The 24,979-nt window shown below is 43.9% G+C and carries 15 protein-coding genes; 1 reads left to right on the forward strand and 14 read right to left on the reverse strand.

Features of this window, described 5'->3' with window-relative positions:
* Positions 1-17: 17 nt before the first annotated feature.
* The 7 genes from NSS67_RS18935 to NSS67_RS18965 all read right to left on the reverse strand — a co-directional run bounded on the left by NSS67_RS18935 (position 18) and on the right by NSS67_RS18965 (position 12,827).
* Positions 18-1,241: an enolase C-terminal domain-like protein gene (locus NSS67_RS18935; RefSeq protein WP_339315135.1), complete on the reverse strand. Its 1,224-nt coding sequence runs from the start codon at positions 1,239-1,241 to the stop codon at positions 18-20.
* A gap of 228 nt (positions 1,242-1,469) precedes the next feature.
* A complete protein-coding gene (locus NSS67_RS18940; RefSeq protein WP_339315136.1) occupies positions 1,470-2,108 on the reverse strand; it encodes an S-layer homology domain-containing protein in 639 nt (212 codons plus the stop codon).
* Positions 2,074-7,269 carry a glycosyl hydrolase family 28-related protein gene (locus NSS67_RS18945; protein WP_339315137.1) on the reverse strand — a complete coding sequence of 1,732 codons (5,196 nt, stop codon included), beginning with the start codon at positions 7,267-7,269 and terminating at the stop codon, positions 2,074-2,076. The genes NSS67_RS18940 and NSS67_RS18945 overlap by 35 nt, the downstream gene beginning before the upstream one ends.
* 89 nt (positions 7,270-7,358) lie before the next feature.
* The gene (locus NSS67_RS18950; protein ID WP_339315138.1) at positions 7,359-8,918 is read right to left on the reverse strand and encodes an extracellular solute-binding protein; all 1,560 of its coding nucleotides are present in this window, start codon (positions 8,916-8,918) and stop codon (positions 7,359-7,361) included.
* A 53-nt stretch (positions 8,919-8,971) separates the two neighbouring features.
* Positions 8,972-9,856: a carbohydrate ABC transporter permease gene (locus NSS67_RS18955; RefSeq protein WP_339315139.1), complete on the reverse strand. Its 885-nt coding sequence runs from the start codon at positions 9,854-9,856 to the stop codon at positions 8,972-8,974.
* Between the two features lie 40 nt (positions 9,857-9,896).
* Complete coding sequence (locus NSS67_RS18960) at positions 9,897-10,823, reverse strand: ABC transporter permease subunit (RefSeq protein WP_339315140.1); 927 nt, start codon at positions 10,821-10,823, stop codon at positions 9,897-9,899.
* Between the two features lie 198 nt (positions 10,824-11,021).
* Positions 11,022-12,827, reverse strand: coding sequence for a sensor histidine kinase (locus tag NSS67_RS18965; protein WP_339315141.1), 1,806 nt, complete (start codon positions 12,825-12,827; stop codon positions 11,022-11,024).
* A gap of 130 nt (positions 12,828-12,957) precedes the next feature.
* Between NSS67_RS18965 and NSS67_RS18970 the strand changes: the two genes are divergently transcribed.
* Positions 12,958-15,687, forward strand: coding sequence for an alpha-mannosidase (locus NSS67_RS18970; RefSeq protein ID WP_339315142.1), 2,730 nt, complete (start codon positions 12,958-12,960; stop codon positions 15,685-15,687).
* Positions 15,688-15,744: 57 nt separating this feature from the next.
* Here NSS67_RS18970 and NSS67_RS18975 read toward each other — a convergent pair whose 3' ends face one another.
* The 7 genes from NSS67_RS18975 to NSS67_RS19005 all read right to left on the reverse strand — a co-directional run bounded on the left by NSS67_RS18975 (position 15,745) and on the right by NSS67_RS19005 (position 24,906).
* A complete protein-coding gene (locus NSS67_RS18975) occupies positions 15,745-17,373 on the reverse strand; it encodes a response regulator (RefSeq protein ID WP_339315143.1) in 1,629 nt (542 codons plus the stop codon).
* 568 nt (positions 17,374-17,941) lie between these two features.
* The gene (locus tag NSS67_RS18980) at positions 17,942-19,420 is read right to left on the reverse strand and encodes an Lsa family ABC-F type ribosomal protection protein (protein WP_339315144.1); all 1,479 of its coding nucleotides are present in this window, start codon (positions 19,418-19,420) and stop codon (positions 17,942-17,944) included.
* 291 nt (positions 19,421-19,711) lie between these two features.
* On the reverse strand, positions 19,712-20,209 hold the full coding sequence (locus NSS67_RS18985) for a DinB family protein (RefSeq protein ID WP_339315145.1): 498 nt from the start codon (positions 20,207-20,209) through the stop codon (positions 19,712-19,714).
* Between the two features lie 344 nt (positions 20,210-20,553).
* Positions 20,554-21,105, reverse strand: coding sequence for a CueP family metal-binding protein (locus tag NSS67_RS18990; protein WP_339315146.1), 552 nt, complete (start codon positions 21,103-21,105; stop codon positions 20,554-20,556).
* Positions 21,106-21,364: 259 nt separating this feature from the next.
* Complete coding sequence (locus tag NSS67_RS18995; RefSeq protein ID WP_339315147.1) at positions 21,365-22,231, reverse strand: SDR family oxidoreductase; 867 nt, start codon at positions 22,229-22,231, stop codon at positions 21,365-21,367.
* A gap of 171 nt (positions 22,232-22,402) precedes the next feature.
* Entirely contained in the window at positions 22,403-24,154 is a 1,752-nt protein-coding gene (locus NSS67_RS19000; protein ID WP_339315148.1) for a HAMP domain-containing sensor histidine kinase, read from the reverse strand.
* Positions 24,151-24,906: a response regulator transcription factor gene (locus NSS67_RS19005; RefSeq protein WP_339315149.1), complete on the reverse strand. Its 756-nt coding sequence runs from the start codon at positions 24,904-24,906 to the stop codon at positions 24,151-24,153. Before NSS67_RS19005 ends, NSS67_RS19000 begins: the two co-directional genes overlap by 4 nt.
* Between the last annotated feature and the right edge of the window lie 73 nt (positions 24,907-24,979).

Genomic DNA, 24,979 nt, shown 5'->3' on the forward strand with positions numbered 1-24,979 from the left:
TAATTTCTTGCTGTAATCTAAGGGCGTACCAATGTTCCATCTGCTTTGCGGTCTAGAGGATAAGGCCGGTGATATGAACTAGAATTCCATTGTTCCCTGAGAAGAGATTTAGCCTGCACTTCATCGATATCAATACCTAAGCCCGGTTTGTCAGTGGGGTACAGGTACCCACCTTGTCTGACTACATGTCCTGGAAAAGCTTCTAACTCCTCCTGTTTGAAATGATTAATTTCCTGGATGCCGAAATTCCAGACTGCCATATCCAAATGTACTGCAGCTGCCTGGTTAACAGGATCATTTTCTCCACCTTCTTGCCAAGCTGTGCGAACACCGTAGATTTCACCCAATGCGGCTATTTTACGACATGCGCTGATGCCCCCTGACTTGGAGACTCTTACTCGAATAAAATCAATCAGCTTCTCCTGCATAAGCCCTGTCCATTCCTGCGGGTTCACGAATAACTCACCTACGGCCTGCGGTGTTGCACTCTGCTGCCGAAGCTGACGGTACCAGCCAATCTGTTCTGGTGCAAGTGCGTCCTCTAAGTAGAAAAGCCCGTATGGCTCTAGGCGTTTTGAGAGTTGAATCGCATGTATAGGCGAGAGATGCTCATGAACATCATGCGTGAACTGGACACCTGATCCAAATTCCACACGAAGCTTCTCGAACATGTCAGGAATGGCATTTAGATAAGCATGCTCGTCAAATACAGGACCACTACTCCAAGGATGGACGGGGAGCTTCACTTCCTTCCCGCTAACAAAACCACCGCCTCCATATCCTCCCATCTGGACACGGATCACTGTGTATCCTTCTTCTATGAATTTATAGACATCTTCCTTGAGCTCTGTGATATTAGCGCCACCAGCATGGCCATAACAAGGGACCGCCGAACGACAGGCACCTCCCAGAAGCTGATAGACTGGCAGGTTTGCTTCTTTGCCTTTGATATCCCACAAGGCCATATCAATACCACCTATCGCCGTGTTTAGAATCGAGCCGTTTCTCCAATACCCACTCATATGCATAAGATGCCAGAGGTCTTCAATATTAGCCGGATCACGACCTTTCAGTAGTGGTGCAAGTAGTTGTTCAACCACTTGAACTACAGCCTCAGGATTGTATAAATCTGATGCGGAACCAATTCCATACAATCCATCCTGATCGGTCGTTACTTTCACAATGGTCCAGCTTCCATCGTGTCTGGTGCGGATACATTCTACTCCTGTTATTTTTGCCATGATTTCACCATCCCCTTTTGTATCGCTTTTATTTTAATCCAATCATCGACACATCCAAACGGGACGTTATTAAACTTTCCACCCCATTTCTATCCTCTTACTGGTAGTAGAAAAGAATAGAGAAAAAAGACGTCCCAGACTGCCATTTAACGACAGCTCGGGACGCCTTTTTATTTATCAGAAACCCTTATACTAAATCAACTTCCTAAACTGTAGACTGGAAGAACATCACAACAAGTTAAGAATCCGATACAGTAAGACTGCGGTCTCGGCACGTGTCAGCATGCCTTCTGGATTCAGATTGTTGCCACTGCCCTTTAATAATCCCGCTTCTACCAGCGTGTTCATGCTGATACGAGCATAATCGGAGATTTGACTCTCATCTTTGAAATTACTCAGTTTGATTTCCCCACCTGTAAGCTCTACCTGTTTGAGCTTCAAGGCACGGACAATGAAGACTGCCGCATCTTCTCGGCTAATGATTGCATCTGGCAGAAATCTGTCAGTACCTACACCTGTTGCAATACCCAGTGCTTTAGCAGTTTCAAGTGCTTCGGCATAGTAAGCACTTTGTTCCACATCACTGAACGATGCTGCTTCTGGGGCGTTTAAACCCAACGTGTCCACAAGAAACTTCACAAAGTCTGCCCGTTTTATAGGTGCTAGCGGATTAAAGGCTGTAGCAAAAACACCTTTAATGATCCCTTTAGCTGCCAACTGTTCAATGGCATCCATTGCCCACGGTACACTATCTAAATCCGCGAAGGCTCGCGCATTCAATGAAACTGCATATTGACCTATACCCTGCACCTTGAAGATAACGGCACCGTCGCTAGATTTCGAACCGGATACAGCCTTCGTCTTCATATCCTGAAGAATTTGTAAAATACCAACACCGTAGATAGAATGTAACCGTTGAATCGAGCTCTTTACCGATAGCTGCCAGCAGGTTCCCGGGTAGACTAAGTGTACCTGTTGGCAATACAAGCTCAAGGGTTTGCTCTGCAGAACCCGTTGCAACGAATGATGAAGGTAGTTCAATACCATACCCTGCAGCACCATTAACTGGTGCTACCTGAATGGACACCCGTTTTACTCCGTTCTTGTCTGGTTGTGCTTGAGCGAAAGCTTTAGCAAGCTCATCCGCTGATACCGCGGACTTCGCTGTCTGCGATAGAGTATCGAGTATGGGGACGGTCTTTACTTCCACAATACCGTCTTCGCGAGGTGAGATAGTTACGCTACTGCTAGATTTAGGAGTAGCGGATGGAACAGGAGCTGGCATATCCGGCCCTGGAGTTGGTGTTGGCGTTGGCGTTGGTGTTGGTGTTGGATTCTCGGGATCTGGCTTACCCGGCGCTACAATAGCCGCCAGTCTAGCAGTCAAATCCGACTTCAAGGTTCCTTCAGGGAGCAGGCTTACAAAATTAGCCGCTGCATCTTGCCGTGTAGCATCCTTATGAAGCTCAGCTTGAGCAACCTGCGCTGTAGCGGATTGTGTAAGTAACTCTGAATAATCACGATTCAGCAGAATCAGCTCACCATATAACGTAGCATCCTTACTGGAGCCAATGCCCTGATTATATTCCATAAACCCTGAACGCCCTGCTCCATCATTTTCATTAATCAATACTGTAAAACCAATTACATCAGAGGGCGAGAATGTATAACCGGATTTGTGCAGTTCAGTAAATGGAAGCGTCAGCTTATAAGTCGTCTGCTGACTGGTTTCGTCACGAGTGATTACCGCCTGAACGTTATTAAGAGCTCCTGTTTGTGCTCCCTCTGGTGCTCTCCATCTCCATTTGCTGACATTACCTTGGTTGTTCAGAGCAAAGCCTAGTTCACTCACATTTTTGCTGGATGTGCCGTCCTTCTTGGACAGATCTATACCAAGCTGTAGGCTATCCCCTTGCCAAATATCGCCGCCATTCCAGGTCTGTGCATGCACATCATCCTGAACTACAATGGTGGTGTACAAATTCTGAGCATCCCATTTTACATTGGCTTGAGCGCTGAGATCGCCGGTGCCTTTCCATTGCCCACCTACACTGGAATATTGGTCGATACCCGACAATTCAATAGTCGGAGTAACCGACGATTCTGCTCCATACTGCTCGGCAAATGACTGCGCCAATCGGACCGAGGTTGTGTAAGTATATCCATCATCCAACGTAACACGGTATTTCAGCGTGTCACTTGACAAGAAAGGTAGAGCAATTTCCAAAGACTGCCCTAGGGTAATTCCTTGGAAGCGGACAGGTTTGAACTTGCCGGCATAAATGGCAGGCTGCAGCAACTCAATACGTCCACTCAGTGCCTGTTCACCTGTCACATTTGTCACAGTAAGTACACTGTTTGCTTTTTCCGGTTCGTCAGCATTAAACGAAGTTTTCTTTAGGCCCAGTGCAACCGGAACCAGATTGGTGCCAAACACTTTATTTACTGCTTCGTTCACAAACTGCATGCCGCCTTTAAAGATATTGTTCGTAATGACCAATTTATCAATATCAGGTCCTGCATAAACATGTGTGGTACGTGGCTGCTGGAAGTAGGAATTATACAGCGCAGTATCACCACCTAGAGCATTAATGCCCCGCTCTCCAACAGTTGTAAAGTTAGCTTGCTGAATCCGCACTTTTCCAGCATGAACATCGATCGATCGGGTTGTATCTCCCCACATAGATGTGTTGAATAACGTTACCTTAGAAGCGAAGCCTTCGCCGACCACAACATAAACTTTATCGGAGGTGCTCATGGATACGAGCTCGGTATTAATTAGAGACAGCCCAGCAGGGCCTGCACTGTCTATCACCGCCCCTTTCTTACTTCCGTCCGTTCCGTGACCAATTACAATGGCTTCAGGACCAGAACCATTCTGCTCCTCGAAATGGATGCCATACATGGAGCCATACACAAATGTGTTAAAGATGGTCTCCTGCTTCACATGTCCTACACGAAAAGCATCCAGATTATCCTTCTGGTAGTTCCAGACTTTCTCGAAGTCAGCATCATTTGCCGGATGATTCGGGTAATTATTTCTTCCATAATAATGCGGGTTAAATTGGACATTGCGAACCAAGCCACCCTCTGCTCCGCCGCCGATGTATATCCCTTCTTTTAAAGGAGAACCTGCAACATAATCAATATAATGTCCGCTGGTGTCATAGCTGCCAAAGTCGATGCCTTGATAGGAATTGATTAAGGTTGTATTGATGGCGTACACGCCATGACCTTTCCCTTGAATCGTCCAAGAATAGGGCTTCACGGTGTTCCAATCCTGCTGGTCATAATATACTGACAAGCCTCTAACCCCGGAGGAAGCTTCCAATGTGACCAGTGGTGTACCTTCCGGATCATTCTCACCGTAATTGGTGAATAGGACTGTTCCACCACCAATTGTGTGATGAGGCACATCCCAAGATCCACGTAGCTCGACTCCAGTTGGAATGGTGATTGCTGAATTCACACGGTAGATACCCGCGGGTAAGTATACTGTCCCTCCTCCAGCTAGCTTTGCATCATTTAAAGCCTGCTGTAGAATCGACGAAACGTCACTTTGTCCACTTTTATCTGCTCCATAAGGCTGATCTGTTATATTGTACAGTTCATCAGTAGTAGGTTTTGGTTGCTGAGTCAGATCGAGAGAAGCTACCTCAGGCAACGTCTCCAGATTGTATTTCTCGTCCCAGTGAATATTCAGCCCAGCAGCATCGCTATTATCCTGCACCTGCAGCTCGCCTTGATATCCGGAATTAATTGCATTCACTTCTGCCACAGTTCCTTGCAGCAAAATATGATTTGTCGGTTTGGCAAAAGTGGATTGACCAAGGATAAGTGAACCGGCCTTTGCTGTAATCGCATATCCACCAGATTGATCATCCCAATTCTCAAAGCTACTGTTTTCGAAAGAAAGTACACCTGTTCCTTCATTAAGTACCGCTTGGTGGGGATTACCACCTACAGTTACTTTATTGAATTGGACGATGGAGCGAAAGCCGGGGGTAGCGTGAATGGCTACTGGTTTCTCTCCTGCATCCGCCTTGAAGCTGCTGTCGGAGATCAGCAAGCCATAATCATTTACACCTTCAATTTTGAGTGCTGTCTCACTGTTCTCAATATTGATTTTGTAGAGCTGCGCGTTTGCAGTTTCAAGGCTGCCTGTTCGAGTCGTCATACGTAGACCTGTCTTGAAGCCGGACAAGTAAACATCTGACATGTATTCCCAATCCGAGCGACCCATAACAACCCCCTCGGCATGAGCAACAAGATACTCTGTTAGTACACTCTTCTGAGGAGATCCAGCCAGCCCTGAGCCTGACCAGTAATCAGGAGCTAGACGAAGATGCTCTATACGTCCGATATCTGTCGTGAAATCGAGGAATATCCCTGTATTCAAGACGGTGCCGTATACATTCTTAATATAATGGAGCTCATTCCAGATCGGTCCGATTTTGATACCATTATAAGAGTTAACTAGCGTCACATTTTGAATGGTAGCGCTATCACCCGAAAGCTGCTCAAACGTCCATGGATATGCAGATGGCGATGTCGCCGACTGTTCCGGGTACCATACGGATAGATTAGTTACTCCACTGGAAGGAGAGAGTTGGATGAAGCTAGGTGCTTCCTCATCATCCTTACCACCGTAAGCGTCAAGAATGGTTCCTTTCACTTCTTTGTTTACATCATCAGGGTTTATCCAGTCCCCGCGAAGTGTAACTCCCGTCGGAACAATCAAGCTGACGTTAATCCTGTAATGTCCTTCCGGAGCAAATACAACGCCACCTCCACGATTGCCCGCTGCGTTCAGCGCATCTTGAAAAGCCTGCGTATCATCCTTTATGCCGTCACCTATTGCGCCAAAATCTTTCACATTACTGTCGGCAATAACGACATCCTGCGTTGTGTAGTTCGTTGAATATACTTTAGTCAGAGCTTCCACAGTCGATCTCAGCGATTTATTGACTGTCACCGAACTGAGATAGAGCTCAGGATTATTGGTTGGAGCCCCTGCCCCGCTTACGCCAATTCGAAAGTCCCCACCATTAGTGCCATTAGCAAAGTAAGCATCGCTTAATTTGAACGTATAGCTTTTCCAACTATTCGTATTCTTGTAAGTGTGTAGTGCCGCATCTTTGAATGCTGCTGATTCCGCATCATACTGTAATACCATACTTCCGTTACCGCGATCATAATATTCTACAGTTACGAATACATCCTGTGTTTTGTTCTGAAATAAATAGTCATCTCCAACATTGAAATAGAAATAGAGAATATTCTGTCCAGGATCACTAACACTCACAGTCTGGTTGGTCTGCCAATAGTCCTTACCATCCAAATTTCCCGTTTGTAAACCCGATGCAGGTCCATCACCTGGTAATGCGGTAATTCCGTCTGATATAACTTGATTCCCCAGCTTGATACTAACACTATTCCGTGAATCCGCTTTCAACTTCTTTGTAACCGTGATAGAAGCAACCTTTAAATCTCTGTTAGCAGCTGCATCAATCCCTCCACCTTCGACACTAAGCCGCATATCCGTACCGTTGGTGCCATTCGCGAACCGGACATCTTTTAAGGTGAACGTCTTGCTTTTCCAAGTCTTAGAGTCGCCATATTGAAACACTTCTCCATCCTTAAAAGATGCGGACTGCGCATCGTACTGCAGCAAGAACTTTCCATTACCTTCATCATAATAATCAATAGTCACATCTACATCATAATCATCACTGTTATACAAGAACGCATCATCCACATCTAGATAAATGTAACTAGTCCCCAAATCCTTACCTGTCTCCCAATAGGTAGCACCGGAAACTGTTCCGGTCTTAAGTCCAGCTGGCGAATCCCCAGCTCTAGGAGTAATCCCATCCTCTGTGGGTAATCCTCCAAAGCTGACATGCGCGGTTTCTGTTGCGGCCTTCGCTGTGCTTAGCGGAAATTGAACACAGGACACAAAGAGCAGAACCGCTAATATTCGTGATAGCTGTATCTTGAGCTTTGACCAGGATTGATGTGTACGCAAGTAACGCACCTCCAAGGATTATTATTTGTCCATTTTTTCGAAAAAGAGGAAGCCGGCCATTTAAGGCGGCTCCCCCTTTGCCGTAACTCTTATTTTTTGGCAGCAAGATAAGCGTCTATTTGGTTCTGAGTTTCAGTAATAATTTTATCAAGTCCGTTTTTCTTTTGAGTCTCCACATAATCGGCTACAGCTTTGTTAACATCCTTCACCATACCGAATTCAATCGGTCTACTAATCTCATCGGTGGCTTGATCGCGTTTAGCAAGTTCGTTCTTCATAGCATCTTCGGCAATAAATAATCCGTCAATCGGCGAATTCACATTGTAAGACTGATTAGCAAAATCGGCTTCCTTCACCCAGAAATCTTTAGCATAAGTTGTTGTTGGACGCATGTATTGAGGTTTCCAGAATGCCCATTGTCCACCCCACTCCATATAATTACTCGTAGACGACTGCATGCCTTCCGGATAATCCGCAGCCTCACCATTCAGGACATAGGTTTTGCCTTCGATACCGTATTGCAGCAGATCATACAGCGTTTGGTCGGTCTCCACCATATCGAGGAAACGTAGTACCCGGTCAGGATTCTTGGAGTTTACATTGATGGCTACAACGTTAGCAAGTGCAGTACGGTTGACATACTTTTTGTCTGGATACATGAGTGACATCCCTTGTTTATAGGTAGCATCAGAGAAGCCTGGATCAGCATAAGCCCATTCATGTGAAGTTACAGTAAAGAGCAATTTACCATTTCTCCACTGATCTTCCGCGCCTTCTTTATCAATCATGGCATCTCTGTTGATCAGTTTGTCATCATACCATTTCTTCGCCAAAAGAGAAGCTTCAAGGAAGAATGGCTGTTGTTCAACCGATTGAATTGTAATTTTCGGATCATTCAGATAGAAGCCTAAACCATGGAAGTTGAGATCTACCCATTCATCGCGGATGTAATACAAAGATAATGGTGTAGTACGGGAAAGCTTCTCGTTCGGATAAGCTTTTTTCAGCTCACGAAGCAGATTATCGACATCTTCAATCGTTTTAATGGAATCTGGCTCAATGTTAATGCCTGCTTTCACGGCCAGATCGGAACGCCAACCTGCAAATTTGCGTTCATTCATTTTCATTGTCCATGGAAGTCCTACGATTTCTCCGTTAACAGTTGCAGCTCCTAACGTACCTTGTTCTACATATTTCTTCTCGAGATTAGGTGCATACTTTGGAAGCAGGTCATTCAAAGCCATGTAAGAACCTTTAGCAGCCATTTGCTTATAGGAGAGCCAGTCTCCATCAAAGTTCATATCCCAGTTATCCCCGGATGCGGCCATCACAAGCATTTTTTCCTTGAAGTCCCCAAACGGAATGAAATTCACGGAGAACTTAACGTTTAGGCCTTTTGATTTCACGTAATCGCTGATCTTAGACCAAACCTCATCTGTTGCTGCTTTTTTATCCCCGCCAAAATAGAATTTGAGTGTAACCTCATCTTCACCTTTCGCAGTTTCAGTGTTAGAACCCGTGTTGTCCTTACTTTGATCGCCTTCATTGGACGAAGTATTTCCGCCACTAGAGCTACAAGCGGACATAACCAATCCCAGCAATAGCATTGCTATCAGGACGATCTGAAATCTACCCATGCGTTTGCGCATCCTAATCTCCCCTTTTACCTTTAATTTATACTATACGACATAAGTCGACATAGTTAACCTTTAACTGCTCCAACCATAAGACCTTTAACGAAATAACGCTGCAGGAATGGATACAAGAAGATGATAGGTCCGATTGTAATAACCGTTAGCGCCATTTTGATAGACTCGGAAGGAATCTGAGCTGAAATCCGTTGCATTGCTGCTGCATTTCCAGAGTTCTTCAAGAAATCGACATTAGAAATCAATGTGCGCAGAAGTAGTTGCAGTGGTTGAAGCTCTTGCTTATCAACGAACATTAACCCGAGGAACCAGTCGTTCCAATACCCGAGAGCTACGAACAGTCCAACAGTCGCTAGAACCGGTAGAGCCAGTGGCATGATCAGCCTAGAATAGATTCTGAATTCACCTGCACCGTCCATTTTGGCCGATTCATGTAAATCCTCTGGAATAGAGAGCATAAAGTTTCGAATAAGAAACATATTGAAGGCATTCCCCAGCGATGGAAGAATAAGCGCCCATATCGTATCTTTCAAATGCAGATATCTGACGATAACGATATACCAGGGAACCAATCCCCCACTGAAGAGCATCGTGATGATGACAAAGATAGAAAGAATATTCCTATATTTAAAAGAACGTCTTGCCATTACATAAGCGCCCATGCTCGTTAAGAAGAGCGATAAGACGGTTCCGACAACAGTGACGAACGTGCTGACTCCATACGCCTCAAAGATTCGATTGGAGCCAAGAAGCAAAATACGATAAGAATCAAACGTTATCGTCTTCGGCCAAATAGAATATCCGTACTGCATGATATCTTTTTCTGTGCTAAGCGAGCCTGAGATCACCATGAGGAACGGGAACAGGCAGGCCAGACTGAATAGGCCGATGATCAGAGCGATTAGAAACTGGCTGAAAGAGAATTTTCTTGCTGACATCGTGTGGGATGACCTCCTTAAAGTTAGATGAACATGGCTTTTAGAATATCGCTGAGTCTTTGTCGATTTTGCGTGCCGCATAGTTACTCCCAAGTACTAGGAAGAAGGCAACAAAGGACTGTAGGAAGCCCGCAGCGGAAGCCATCCCAATATCGCCAGATTTACGCAAGCTCCGATAGACAAAGGTATCGATAACATCTGTGGTCGGAAAGAGTAGCGAAGCGTCACCAACCATGGCGTAGAACATCCCAAAATCTGCATTCATAATTCTTCCTACTGCTAGTAGCGTCAGGATAATGATCGTTGGCCGCAGCATAGGAATGCTGATGTACCTGATCTGCTGCCATCTAGATGCTCCATCTATGGAAGCAGCTTCATAATAGTAACTGTCAATAGAGGTTAACGCGGCTAGATAGATAATTGTGCCATAGCCAGTGATTTTCCAGCGGGCAGCAATGGTTAGGATCGCCGGCCACAGCTCGGCCCGACTATAGAAGTCAACCGGCTGAAAATTCAGGTACTCCAGGAAGCGATTTATTGCTCCATTCTCATAGTTCATCAGATTATAAGCGAATACTCCTACGACAATCCATGAGATAAAGAACGGTAAAAAGGTCAAGGATTGCGTAATTCGTTTGAAATACTTATTGCGCATCTCATTCAAGAGTAGAGCAAATCCAACTTCAAAAACGAGGCCTATTGCTATAAAGAGAGCATTTAATAGGATCGTATTGCGGATGGCCCGAAAAGCCACCGGGGAGGAGAATACATAGTCAAAGTTGCTGAACAATGGGTCCATCCAATCACTTCCAAAAATCCCTTTAGAGAAATCAAAATTCTTGAAGGCGATTACAAGACCAGCCAGCGGTAGATAGTTAAAGAGCAAGAACAGTACCCCAACGGGTAAGAACATGAGCAGTAAGGTGCGATTTTTGTACAGTTCCTTGAACACTCCGTTTAGTTTCATATCGATTTCCCTTTCGCTGTTTGGATAAATTAATTGTAAAAGAGTGGATGTGCACTTACTATGAGTCAATCTTGCACTTTGTTGATTCATTATTATCCTGATCCACGAGATATCTATTTACCTGTGTAAAAATAAAAGTAGCGATTCTCTTAGATGCGAGAATCGCTACTTAATAAAACTTTTGATTGGGTCAGTCCACTAACGGGTCTCATCTGTCTTGGACAATTCTTCGTCCACCTTCATAGGATGACGCAATAAAATACAGGTTCCCCCTTGGGCTCCTATCTGAATCTGGAGCTTATAGTCAGACCCAAAATACAGCTTCAGACGGTCATTCACATTTCTTAGCCCCACACCTCGCCGAGTTGTGGTATACATTTCCTCCTCAGGATCTTCATAATCCAGCTCGTCAATGATACTCTGCGGAATACCTTTACCATTATCTGCAATTTCGATAATCATATCTTCCTCTTCACGCCTAGCGGACACAATGATCTTCCCCTTCTCGAAGTCACTCCGTACACTATGTTGGATCGCATTTTCTACTAGAGGCTGTAGGAGCAGGCGAAGGAATGGGAAGTCTAGCAAATCTTCATCTATGGAGTATAGAATACGAATCGTTTTGCCCATTCGGGCCTGTTCGATCAGCACATAAGCTTTAACTTGCTCTATCTCCCTCCGCAGCGTAGTAATTTCCTTCCCTTGATTCAGGCTCAGCCGAAGTAGATTCCCCAGCGCAGATACCATTTCACTAATATCGCTGCGCCCGTGGTTTTCTGCCTTCCACCGAATAGATTCAAGCGTATTATAGAGAAAATGTGGATTGATTTGGTGGCTGAGCACCTGAAACTCTAGAGCCTTCTTCTTTCGCTCGGAACGCCAAGCCTCCTGGATCAATACGTCAATCCGCTGGACAAGGCTGCCGACTCCTCGATACAACCAGCCTACTTCATCTGTTCTTGGCGAAGTCAACGCTTGTGTCTGGAAATCCCCCTCCTCCATTCTCCGCATAAGCCTTACTAGACGTGCGATAGGTTGGGTGAAATACACCGTAATGTAAAAAACGACAGCAAAACAGCAGACGAGATAAATAAACAGGAAGACGATTAGCAGACGAGTCATTTCATCACTCGTACCGGTAAGTTCCTTCAATAACGTCAGACTGACAATCGCCCAAGGCTCACTGTCCAAGCTGACATAAGTAGTAAGATACTTGTGCCCATCTATCTTGATCGTTTGTGAGCCCTCCGGGTTTTTTTGAAGATGAGAAACGAAAGAATTCGAAGGGAATCGGCTGCCCGCCCATTCATTGGAAGAGGAGTCATAATAAATGGTTCCATCACGATTCATGAGAAGTAGCTTCTGATTTTTCAATTGCTCGGTGGGCGAGAAGTAGCGCTTCAAATGATCCTCTGAAACTTCTGTAACAACCATGCCTCGGGGCTTCCTGTCATAGAGTCCTGAGAAACGCTTAATATACCCTAGCAAAGGGCGACCATATTTGCCTTGCTGTGGCATGAATAACTCCCACATTGGACCAACAGTCTCTTGTGAACGCATAAACCATTCCTCTGACGTAATATTTGCTGCTTCTCCTAGTGTATTCATATAAGAAGGATAAAGCGAAGGATTCATAGGATATACTCGCACTCGGAAAGCATCGATTTGTGTAGTGGCCTGATAGAGCACGGTAAGTAGATTTACAGTGAAATCCTCTTCTTCAATAGGATTCGCGGGTGGGTCAATCAGTAGATCTTGCACACGTTTATTGCCGATAAGAGTATTGACCTGATCATTAAGTGTATTAAGATATATCTCAAAATTTTTAGCTGCTTGCTGGAGGTAGCTCAGTGAAATCTTTGTGTTCGTGTTCGTGATGCCCTCAATAGATTTGATATGCGCAAAGTAAGCAAAGATGAGAAACGGCACAATAATGATCATCAAAAATACCAATATGATACGGTTCCTTAACGATGCGCCCAAACGCAGAGTGAAACGATTCATAACATCCCTCCATTCCTTGCATGTCGACAATAATCACCGCAATAATTTGCGATCCACTCATTGTGGCAAAAAATGCATTTAATATAATTAGGCTGTAGCATTCATCATCTTATGGAAAAGAGGAATCGTATTGACTGAAGCTAACAAAACCGTTGTACATGTCATCTCTCACACTCACTGGGATAGGGAATGGTATATGCCCTATGAAGCCCATCACGTTAAGCTTATCGAAACAATAGATTCCTTGATCGACACGTTTGAATCCGATCCAGATTTTAAGAGCTTCTATCTAGATGGACAAACCATAGTAGTCGAAGATTATTTGCAGGTTTATCCTGAGAAGCGTGAAGTCATCAAGAGATTGTGTGATGAAGGCAAGCTCTCCCTCGGACCATGGTACATTCTTCAAGATGAATTCTTAACAAGCGGTGAAGCTAATGTTCGAAACCTGCAAATCGGCCATCGTGATGCAAGGACTTTCGGACCCATCTCTAAGATCGGCTATTTCCCAGATTCCTTCGGTAATATGGGCCAAGCTGCGCAAATTCTTCAGCAAGCTGGAATCAGTACAGCAGTCTTCGGCAGAGGTGTAAAAGCCACTGGTTTCAACAATCGCGTGGAAGATGCTTCAGATCAAGAATCACCTTACTCCGAGCTAATCTGGCAATCTCCTGACGGCTCCAAAGTGCTTGGTATTCTCTTTGCGAATTGGTACAACAACGGCATGGAAATTCCTGTTGATCCTGACACAGCCAAAAGTTACTGGGACCATCGCCTTACACGTGCAAGACAATACGCTTCTACCAGGCATTTACTGCTCATGAATGGTTGTGATCACCAGCCCATCCAAACCGATCTTTCTGAAGCATTACGTGTTGCGCGCGAATTATATCCAGACTGTGAGTTCATTCATTCTAACTATGATGATTATGTAAAAGCCGTTAAAGATGAGCTTCCCGATGATCTAACCCTAACTACTGGGGAGCTGCGTGGGCAACATACAGATGGCTGGTACTCTCTAGTGAATACAGCTTCAGCGAGGGTATACATCAAGCAGCTCAATCAACAGAACCAGACATTGCTGGAAAAAATCGCTGAGCCACTAGCCGCACTCGCACACGGATTAGGCAAACCTTATCCGCACGGTCTGCTGCAATATGCCTGGAAGACGCTTATGCAGAACCATCCGCATGACAGCATTTGCGGCTGCAGCGTAGATGAAGTCTACCATGAGATGAAGACTCGCTTTGCAAAAAGCATGGAGGTTGGCTCAGCCCTCGTCGCTGGCAGTGCCAGATTCATCAGTGATAAGGTCGATACCTCTATCTTCGCATCATTTGGAGAACATACCACTCCGTTCGTGGTTTATAATACTAGCGGTTATACTAGCAGCAGCGTAGTGACTTTGGATATAGAGTGGTCTCACCGTTTCTTCAATCAAAATGAAGACCCAGGTTCCGTGTTTAAACAAGTCTCTGACAGAACACATGGCGAGGGCTACCTGGTCAATTCCCAAGGAGACCGAATAGACTGCACTGCTGAAGATCTAGGAGTACGCTTTGGTTACGAGCTGCCAAACGATAAATTTAGACAGCCTTATATGGCGCGTGCATTACGACTGACTTTTGAGGCGAAATTGCTTCCTGCCCTAGGACTGGAAACTTTTGCTTGGATTCCCACAAAGGACTCAGGGATATCGAAGATCTCAACTGACACACTGATCACCGATGACTTCACCATGGAGAATGAATATCTTCGAGTCATTGTGGCACAAGATGGAAGCTTTTCTATGTTCGACAAAACCAACGATGTGCTGTACAGCGGTCTTGGTGTATATGAGGATGTCGGTGACATCGGTAATGAATATATCTTCAAACAACCCGAAGGTGATGTAGCCTTAACTACGCGTGGTGTACCTGCTGAGATTCGCCTAACGGAGAATGCCCCTTACCGTGCTGCTTTCGAAATCAGACACACGCTAGCTGTTCCGGCCTCAGCCGATGAACAGTTACAGCAAGAAGTAGAAACTATGGTAGAGTTCCGGCAGCGGAAGTCGGTCCGGTCACAGCAGCTTGTCCCTCTGAATATTGTGACCCGTATCAGTCTTGATCGCGAAGGCCGTTCCTTGCAAGTGCATACTCGTATCGACAACACAGCCAAGGATCACCGCCTCCGTGTTTTGCTGCCCTCTGGCGTTAAGACGGGGGTCCATTATGCAGATTCTGTCTTTGAAGTCGCTGAGCGTCAGACTGTACCTGCACCTGAATGGGAGAACCTAAGCAACTGTCAGCATATGCAGTCGTTCGTGGATGTACATGCCGATGGTCGCGGTTTGACCGCAGCCGGTAAAGGCTTGAATGAGTACGAGGTGTTGCAGGATGATGAAGGTACCATTGCCTTAACACTTCTTCGTTCCATAGGGGAACTTGGTGACTGGGGTGTCTTCCATACCCCTGATGCTCAGTGTCTTGGCGAAAATGAAGCAGAGTGGAGTCTTATCCCACATCGCGGTGGTGACAACCGTTTTACTGCCTACCGTGAAGCCTATCGTTTTGCTATTCCGGTCACCACTTCTCAGACCGGTATTCATGAAGGAAAACTTCCCCCTGTACACAGTTTTCTGGTATGGGATGGCAACGAAATTGCTTTTTCCAACTTGAAAATCAATGAAGATAATGGCGATCTGATGGCACGCTGGTACAATCTCGGATGCACTCCTTCTAATCTAAGTATTTATACCAGAGAAAAATTCGCACTATACAACAGTAATATTATGGAAGAAAAAACCTCTGAGGTTCAGACACAACCTATTCCTGTTAGTAAGGCCGGGATTGTAACTGTAGGATTCACAGCAAAATAAATATTTGCAAATATCCAGGCTACCAGGTTCTTCCGAATCTGAGCAGCCTGGAATTCTTTATTCTTCAGCAATACCAAGCTGTCTTCTGAAATCCTTAGGGGTACAGCCTACCTGTTTCTTGAATAGCTTTGAGAAATGAACCGGGTCTTTGTAGCCGACCTGATAGGATATTTGATAGATTTTAAACTGCACATCATACAGCATTTCTTTGGCCTTTTTAATGCGGATCTCAGTTAAATATTCGAGAAAGGTCATATGCAGCTCTTTCTTAAATAGCTTACTAAGCCATACCGGAGTTACATGAACAGCTGAAGCTACAATTTGCAGTGTTAGACTTTCAGCATAATCACGGTGCAGGATCTTCTCAGCTTCACTAACGATTTGGCTTGGAGTATGCGAAAGCTTACGGAAGTCGGCAGCAATCTCATGCAGAAACACCTCGGTTTGTTCAAGTAGTGCCTGCAGGGTATCATACTGCTCCAATAGCTCCCACACAGCAATCGGATTATTTTTCCAACTTTTAAGAACCGTTCCCTCCGCGCCTCGCCGGAATACTTCGAACAGCCATTCAAAAATTTTCTGCTGGATATCCCTCAGTTGTGTCAGCTGCCAAGATTGTATCATCTCGATAAAACGATCCATCGCTCTGGATATCTCTTCATCCGAACCATATCGGACTAAATCGAGCATTTCTTCTGGGTTTTGAAGCGACAAATTATCACTCTCACCGTCGTAAAACAGTCCTTGCTCAGTGAATATTCTGTTGCCGCCATATACCGCTTTCTGTTCCATTACACTCAATGCTTCAGTGTACAAATGGTGCAGATTTCTCGTATTGCCCGGTTTAGTCAGCATCCCAGCACTAGCTGTAATTTTAACGAAATCATTGATTCTTTGAATGAACAGCTGTGCCATAACCTGCGCGATATCCGTCTGCTCTTGCGAAAGGCTTCCTAACACGATAATCCAGCGGTTAAAACGATCCTTATAGAGGGCTGACGGATGAGCATATTCTTCTTCAAGCGTCTGATGTAACACATTACCGATCCCGAATAGAATCAGTTCCTTTTCTTGCGGATTCTTATTCTCTATCGCCTTTAGATTATCTGCCTCAACGACAATTAACATCATGGGCTCCTTCAACATCCATTCAAGCTCCAATGTTTGAAGACGGTGATATCTGCGCATTTCAAGATTGGGGTCATAGATCTGCTCGATCATTTCCTTCAGCAATTCCTCACGCATCTTGGAAATAGCGAAGACCGCCTGATTCTTCAGCATCTGCCGGTTGCGTTGATCCATCTTCTTTTTATTAATGTTCTCTATCGATTTATCGACCATTTTACCTAGTTCATCCAGATTGATTGGTTTCAAAATATAATCGCATACCCCTATTTTCATCGCCTGCTTGACCAGTTCAAAATCATCATAACCACTTACAATAATCTTCTCAGGCTTATAGTCCTCTTCGGTATTTAATGCGCTAAGGAATTCCAGACCAGACATGCGGTTCATCTTGATATCTGTAATAATCAGAGCGGGCCTGGACTCAAGTGCCGTGTGCAAGGCCACATCACCGTCATCCGCGACAAGAACCTCTGTAATATTGTAATCCTCCCAATGAAAGCGATTCCGTAAACCTTCACGAATCTCATATTCATCATCCACTATAAGTACACTAAGCATCTGGTCTCCCTCCTGATCCACAAGAAATTACATCTGTTTCTATGCAATATTATGCTTTAGTTTCATAGTACTCGACACCGGTTAGGATTGCACGGAGGTAATCCATAACTTTTATGGGTGAATATTAATTTGCGCTTTAAAATACACAGCGAAAGTAAAAAAATCGCCTGACGGCATCCTTGAAGATAGAGTTATAAGCTGAGTACATCCGTAATTCCATACTCGTATCCATATACACCTTCGTAGTGAGGTTCCGCTTAAGGACCGTATGGCCTTTATTTCGATGAAATGAGCACATATATTAGGGACGGACCGTATTGCACTTATTCCCTAATATCAAGCCCATTCCCGGGTGATTTGGGGCGAATAACGGCGCTGGCTCGTTTCGTTCCGGCGGCACATTGTATTCGGTTTTTCGCATACATATCAAAGAGGTGTGCTCCCCAGGGCCACCAGTTGAATATATGCTTATCCCTTGAATTCGTTTCACAATTCTCCGCAGTCTCGAAATTTAATAAAAAAAGCCGACAGATTAATCTGTCGACCTCTCGTGCATTTCCTATTAACATTAAAGTTCAACGATCTTCGTAGCAACATTGTTGCAAAATTCCCGATCATGCTCTACGAAAACAAGCGTTGGCGTGTATTCAAGCAACAGTTCTTCAATTTGCATGCGTGAAATAACATCAATAAAATTAAGCGGTTCATCCCACACATACAAATGAGCTTTCTCGCTTAGACTTTTGGCAATTAGCACTTTCTTCTTTTGGCCGCCGCTATACCTAGATATATCTTTCTCAAATTGGACTCTAGAAAAATCAAGTTTTCTTAAAATAGATTTAAACAGACTTTCATCAATCTCATTATCTCTAGCGTAGTCTGATAAATTGCCCTGTAAATCTGAAGTATCTTGCGATACGTAGGAAATGATAAGCTGGCTATCCTTTGTGAGAGTGCCTTTATAATCTATATCCTCACCACAGATCAGTTTTATGATACTCGATTTTCCAGAGCCGTTCTTACCCGAAAGCGCAATTCGCTCTCCCTGCTCAATTGAAAAACTTAAATCTGAACAAACCCTTTTCTCGCCATAAAAGATCGATATATTATCCAATTCCACTAGATGTTGCTTATGATAATTCAGCTGCGTAATCTCTAGATTCTCAGAATTTTCGATATTTTTAAGAAGCTTTGACTTTTCGTTGATGGCAGAATTTTGTCTTTGCTCAATGGCTTTAGAACGTTTCATCATTTTTGCAGCTTTGTGGCCAATATAGCCCTTATCTACTTTAGATCCGGAGTTTCTTGTTCCGTTTTTTGTTTTTTCCACTTCGTGAGACCAGCTGCCTGTCCGTTTAGAAGAAGCAGATAAGCGTTTAATGTCTCTTCTAAGTTTCTCATCCTCTGCTAGCTCAAAGTTATCTTGTCTTGTTTTATTCTCCCACCAGCTGGAAAAATTACCTTTTTGAATCTCTATATTGGTTTTATTGATGGACAAAATATGGTCTACACAATTATCAAGAAAGGATCTGTCGTGCGATACCAGAATATATCCACTTTTCGTATTGAGATAATCACTGACCAGCTTTCTTGCTGTCATATCCAAATGATTCGTGGGCTCATCGATCAACAGGAAACTATTTTCCTTAATGAATAGTGTAGCTAACAGCACTTTCGTCTGCTCTCCGTTAGACAATGAATCAAAGGGCCGATATAACACATCTTCAGAAACCTTTAACAATGAAAGCTCACGCATTAATTTCCAATGAATGTAATCCGGAAAAATCTCGCTGATCACATCAATGGTATTAAGCTCTTTGTTATCCACCTGGAAAGGGAAATATTCAAAGCTGACATGAGCAGAAATATTTCCGCTATATTCATATTTTCCAAGCAATAAGCTCAGAAATGTGGTCTTCCCTCTACCGTTTCTACCGGTAAATCCTAATTTCCAATCGGTATCGATTTGAAAGTTTACATTCTCAAAGATGTTATCGTAACTGCCTTCATAGGCAAAGGTTAGATTTGTAACATTTATTAATGACATATAGTTATCCTCCTGTATGAAAAAAATAAAAGCCACAAGAAAGTTACCTTCTTGTGACTCAAATAAATACAGCAAATCTAGCCCCAAATGGAGTTAGATAAGGATATATTGTTCGAGTGAAAAGAAGTAGTAACTTTCTTGCATACAAAAAATAAAACAAACGAAATAAACCGTTCTATTGTTTTATTTATCATGGGTCGCAAGAATAATTACTACACTATACTTTTCAACTCCGATCATTAATTTGTATTCATGTTATCATGACTAATTGTTTTTTTCAACTTCGGATCCTTAAATCGTTAATTCATCTGCCGAGGGGCCATAAAGGCCAGGCACCGGTATGTTTAGAAGCCGAAAGTATACTCCAAGCTGTGCCCGATGGTGAATCATGTGATTTAATCCGATGGTACGAAGCGCGACTGCCCGTGACTGACGATGGATAACCTCTTCACCATTACGCAATGTCCACTCCGCACGAAGCGTCTCCACATTGCTTTCAGAAATTAATTGTTCAATCTTGCGGGCACTCATGTCGAACTCTTGCAGAACCGCTGCGGGACTCTCCAGTGCATCTCGTCGATATGGCACAGAAGCCAAATCAAACTCCGAGTGAAGAAGAATTGCTGATTGCCAGTTTAGCAGATTGACGAGGTGTGTGGACAGCCCGCCAAGAGTCATGGACTTTTCATGTGGTTTCCATGTCATATGCTCTTGTGGCAGCTTCTCCAGCATACGACGTGTACCAGCCAACTCCTGCAAAACATCCCCGATTATCAGATCTTTATCCATTCCTCTATCTCCTCTCTTTTATCCTATTAGATCTAGGTTTCAAAGCCGCAGGGTTTAAGTCCGATTCCTCAACAGATCGTGTCACTTCCAAACTCACCAATGGTTCGGACTGAGAAGACCTTATTTCGGTTATTTCTGGCTTTTCTCCATTCTATCGGACTCAGATGCAGTTATTCCCATTAAAACACTCCGATTCTGCATCATTTCAAGGTAATAAGAGCTATGCAGTCCAATAAGTCCACAAAATGATCCGAAAACCTAAAATAGCTTCAATAGAGTCCGCTACAGGAAATTAGGAGGAAGAAGCGATTTGATCATAAAAGCGACTTTACTATCTCTGGTGCTTAGATACTCTCTACTAATTGCATGGTCGTAACACATGTATTATCAGTCTTAAAAGTGGAAAGCTCTGCTTTCGCTTTTATTCCATCCTGCTCAATGGTTACGCTATATTCCTTATCGCGGGGTAACCAAAGATCAATAAACCCGTTAGATTGGGACTTCATGGTTTCATCCACAATCACTGTTCCTTCAGTGTCTTTGATATACACCTTAAATTCTTGTTCCGTTAATTCCCCTTGGCATCCAGTCAAGCTGTGGGTTGCACAGGGGTGGGTATTCTTAACATATGGAGCAATGGAAACAAAAAACTCGTCTTTGGGTAAGTCATAGGTTGTCGATTTATTGCTGCTATCAGTCACAATGAGCTGCTCTGAAGTGATGAAAGCAGACAGGTCTTTCATGCCGCTTGAACTATATTCCTGCACTAATTGCTTAACATTAGATGTATCGCTTGCTGTAGGCGTTTCTTTATCGTTCCCCCCCACTAACAAAAATGCCCCTAATGCAACAACAACAACAACTGCTCCAGAAGTCATCAAGATTTTTTTCCTCATTGATATTCATCCCCTTCTCTTTGTCTGCTGCCCCCAGGTCTTTCATATCGCAACTTCGACTCAATCACTCTCATTACACCAACAGTTCACATATGTTTTCTATTATATCATTATTATTACATTAACATGAGATCGATAAGTAGCCTCGTCAAAATAATGAATATTCACGAAATCTTTATCATTAAAAGTTGACCGCGCAATAAAAAAAGGCTCCTCCTGGTTATTCACCGAGAAGAAGCCTTGAATCCTTTTATATTGTTTAAGCTTGCAAACTATTTACTGGATTACGGATGACATCCGCTAGCGGAGTGGCAGGGCCATTCAGTAATTTCTCCAGATCGCTACTTTCAATATCGAGCCATCCTTCGCGAATACCACGCTGAATCGCAACAACAATTGGAATAGCAGCTTCTGGAACACCAACCTCTGCCATGATTTTCGCATAAGCTTCGTCGTCTACTTGCATCACTTTGATTTCTTTACCGATTACGTCACTTATAATTCCAGTTAATTCTTCTTGTGTTAAAGGCTTGCCTGACAGTTCATAAACAGTATTCTCATGTCCTTTCCCTGTTAGAACATTAGCAGCAGCTTCTGCATAATCTCCTCGCGCTGCCCAGCCAACTTTACCACTACCCGCTGAGGTCACCCATGGGGCACCTGCTACTACACCCTGAATAGATCCAACTTCGTTCTCCATATACCAATTGTTGCGAAGGAAGCTGTACGGAATTCCAGTTGCTCGAATGGCTTCTTCTGTTACACGGTGTACTTCTGCTAGAAACAGCTCACTCTTCTCTGCATGTCCTACGCTTGTGTAGGCAATAAAACCAACACCTGCTTTAGCGGCTGCAGCAACAGCTGCTTTATGTTGGCGAATTCGGGTCTCGTTATCTCCATCTGCAGATACGATTAGCAGTCGATCCACACCAGCAAATGCTACATCCAGTGTCTCCGGCTTATCAAAGTCACCCTGACGAACTTCCACTCCACCAGCTTTAAGATCACTTGCTTTATCTGGATTCCGAACACTAACTACAAGATCCTCTACGGGCACAGATTTAAGTAAAGCTTCAACTACCAATGATCCGAATTGACCTGTTGCTCCTGTTATAGCTATTTTCATTTTAAGTCCTCCTCAAATTAGGTTTGTAATCATCCTCTTAATTATCGTCCACCTGTAACTATTGTAGTTACAATTAAAAAGGGTGTCAACTCTTTTATATCCCCTCCCTTAACTCAACATAAAAACAAAAGCCCTCACTGCTTCCGATTGGAATGCAGCGAGGGCTTGCGATCAGCTCCATATTAACTTAATAACGGTTCTTTCACCTGGGTGACTCTCGACAGTAATCCGGCCACCCATGCATTCGATCAATCCCTTGGAGATCGCCATGCCGAGACCAGAACCGTTGGAGGTAGTTACTGTATCCGTACCTCGATAATATCGCTCAAATAGCCGATTCATTGTTTCTTCATCCATTCCATTGCCGTCATCAGCAAATTGAATAGTAAATCCACTGTCCTTATCATTCGGAATTAGCGAGACAGTCAAAATCGTATCCGGCGGATTATGAAGCAGGGCATTCGCAGTTAAATTGTTAACTACCCTTTCCAGCCACGGAGTATACAACTGGGCCCTAACCTCAGACTGTGCAGGTTGAAAAACAATTCTTTGCTTACCATATTCTGGATTAGCTGCAGCTTGTTCAAGTGCCTGTTGCAGCCAAGCGTTTAGTTCAACCTCCATGGTCTCAGGTGGTTTGATTCCCGACTTTAGACGATAAGTCATCGCAAGATCACTGATCAGCATATCCATATGGGCGGATTTATCTAACATAGTTGTTGTAAACTTTCGAATTTCTTCTTTCGACCAATCATATGAGGGTTCCGCGAGTAAATGAGCATATCCAGTTATTGAGGATAATGGGGTTTTCAAATCATGAGTAACACCCGCGATCCATTCCTCTCGCAAGTTCTCCGTCTCTTCCCGCATAGCTTGATCTCTCTTTAAGGTTGCCGATAATTTCTCAATCGAAACCATGACATCAGCAAAAACACGGTACCTTCGTCTCCATTTACCCACAGGTGTTCGACTGCGACGAAGCCCTTTACGATCCTTTGGCTCTGTATAAATGGCATTTCCGATGGAATCGAGCCACACAAGCATATGCAGCATTGGCGCACCAAAACGATGTGCTTGCCATAACGAAAGCAACACAAACGCGATCAATAAAGCGACAAGCATGGCGAATGAGCCGATAATAACTACTTTCACCTCTTCTGGCACCCGCACTGTTTTTCCAGGATCGGTTCCTTTGATATTAGGTTCTCCTACGATCCAAGTACGCCTTGTCTCCTTATCAAAAGAAGATAGAACATGATACCCATATCGATCACTGTACATGCTGCGTAGTGCAAGCTCTTGAACGGAGTATTGATTGGGTATCACTTTAGGCCTGTTATACGAGAATATTTCCTTGCCTGACGAATCTATGAGTTGAACAAAAGCTTGGGCTGTCTTTATTTCTTTTTCTAGATCGTCAGGAAGTAACGGCTCCCCTTTCACAGCTAAGAATGAGCCTTCGCTCACTTTCTTTAATAGAGGATCTAGCACATTAGGTGCACCATACACCAGTGTGAACTCTTTACCATGCTTTTCTTGAATCCATAGCGCCAGATGATAAGGAAACGGCTGATCCCCCGTCCAATAGGCAACTAATTCGCCAGGACCATATTGTTTGGGTACATCTTTAGGTGTATTATAGGCACTTTCAACTTGTCCATCTTCATTAAGACTTTGTAGCCAGCCTTTATTTTTCTTCACTTGTTCCAGTAAGCTTGGGGAAAATTGAAAGCCGTTCTCATCAACCTTAGAAGATTCTATCAATTGTTCAAGGCCAACACTAGCAAAATCACGTGTGAGACTAATATCAAGAAACCGCAGCAGTATCCATGTTAGCGTTAGAGCTGAAATAGCGAGAACTACCATACCTGTAATTGCGAGCTGTAGTACAAACTTTAACGTTAGCCTGCGCTTGATATTCATGGCATAGACAATCCTTGGCGTTCTACTTTAACCAACTTGTAACCAAGACCTCTAACGTTAACGATAAATTTCGGGTCGGACGGGTCTGCTTCTATACGTTCTCTAATGCGGTGAATATGTACCATGACTGTGTTATCATCACTTAAGGCTTCTTCGCCCCAAACCTTTTCATATAATTCACTTTTACTGAATATTTGATTGGGATGTTTACATAGAAACAGCAGCAATTGGAACACAAGTGCCGGACAAGAAACGGAGCGGCCATCTACCAAAAGCTCCCCTGCTGTTTCATCAAGCTTAAACCTTCCGTAATCATATACGTTCGGAGCTTTATTGGGAACGGTCACCGGGATCTTTTCAGCATTAAAATGAGTGGGGGCACTTAAGTATCTCCGCAGCTGCGCTCTTATACGTGCGACTACTTCAAGTGGATTAAAGGGCTTGGTGATATAATCATCTCCACCGATAGCAAATCCAGTCAGCTTATCAAAATCAGAGGTTCGAGCCGTAAGAAACAGGATGGGCGCGTCCGTCGTCTGCCGGATAAAAGGACAGATTTCGATTCCACTGCGTCCTGGCAGCATCACATCCAATACGATCAAATCATATTTTTGGGCTTCGCAGGCGATTACAGCTTCTTCACCTGTCACCGCTGTATCAATATTCAGATAACCTTCCTTCCGCAGCACTGTCTCCATAATCTCCAATAGCGATTGTTCATCATCTACAAGTAAAATCGATGCTTCATTCATTGTGAAATTCCCTTTCCAAATAGCCCTTGTTTTTATCATCATAGCATGATTCTTGACGCTATCAATCGCACTT

This window comes from Paenibacillus sp. FSL R10-2734, from assembly GCF_037963865.1.
In the GTDB taxonomy this organism is placed as follows: domain Bacteria; phylum Bacillota; class Bacilli; order Paenibacillales; family Paenibacillaceae; genus Paenibacillus_AQ.

Bases quoted from the DNA above. Each gene is read 5' to 3' on its own strand.
- NSS67_RS18935 (WP_339315135.1), bottom strand. From the start codon at position 1,241: ATGGCAAAAATAACAGGAGTAGAATGTATCCGCACCAGACACGATGGA.
- NSS67_RS18940 (WP_339315136.1), bottom strand. From the start codon at position 2,108: ATGAAGACGAAGGCTGTATCCGGTTCGAAATCTAGCGACGGTGCCGTT.
- NSS67_RS18950 (WP_339315138.1), bottom strand. From the start codon at position 8,918: ATGCGCAAACGCATGGGTAGATTTCAGATCGTCCTGATAGCAATGCTA.
- NSS67_RS18955 (WP_339315139.1), bottom strand. From the start codon at position 9,856: ATGTCAGCAAGAAAATTCTCTTTCAGCCAGTTTCTAATCGCTCTGATC.
- NSS67_RS18960 (WP_339315140.1), bottom strand. From the start codon at position 10,823: ATGAAACTAAACGGAGTGTTCAAGGAACTGTACAAAAATCGCACCTTA.
- NSS67_RS18965 (WP_339315141.1), bottom strand. From the start codon at position 12,827: ATGAATCGTTTCACTCTGCGTTTGGGCGCATCGTTAAGGAACCGTATC.
- NSS67_RS18975 (WP_339315143.1), bottom strand. From the start codon at position 17,373: ATGCTTAGTGTACTTATAGTGGATGATGAATATGAGATTCGTGAAGGT.
- NSS67_RS18980 (WP_339315144.1), bottom strand. From the start codon at position 19,420: ATGTCATTAATAAATGTTACAAATCTAACCTTTGCCTATGAAGGCAGT.
- NSS67_RS18985 (WP_339315145.1), bottom strand. From the start codon at position 20,209: ATGGATAAAGATCTGATAATCGGGGATGTTTTGCAGGAGTTGGCTGGT.
- NSS67_RS18990 (WP_339315146.1), bottom strand. From the start codon at position 21,105: ATGAGGAAAAAAATCTTGATGACTTCTGGAGCAGTTGTTGTTGTTGTT.
- NSS67_RS18995 (WP_339315147.1), bottom strand. From the start codon at position 22,231: ATGAAAATAGCTATAACAGGAGCAACAGGTCAATTCGGATCATTGGTA.
- NSS67_RS19000 (WP_339315148.1), bottom strand. From the start codon at position 24,154: ATGAATATCAAGCGCAGGCTAACGTTAAAGTTTGTACTACAGCTCGCA.
- NSS67_RS19005 (WP_339315149.1), bottom strand. From the start codon at position 24,906: ATGAATGAAGCATCGATTTTACTTGTAGATGATGAACAATCGCTATTG.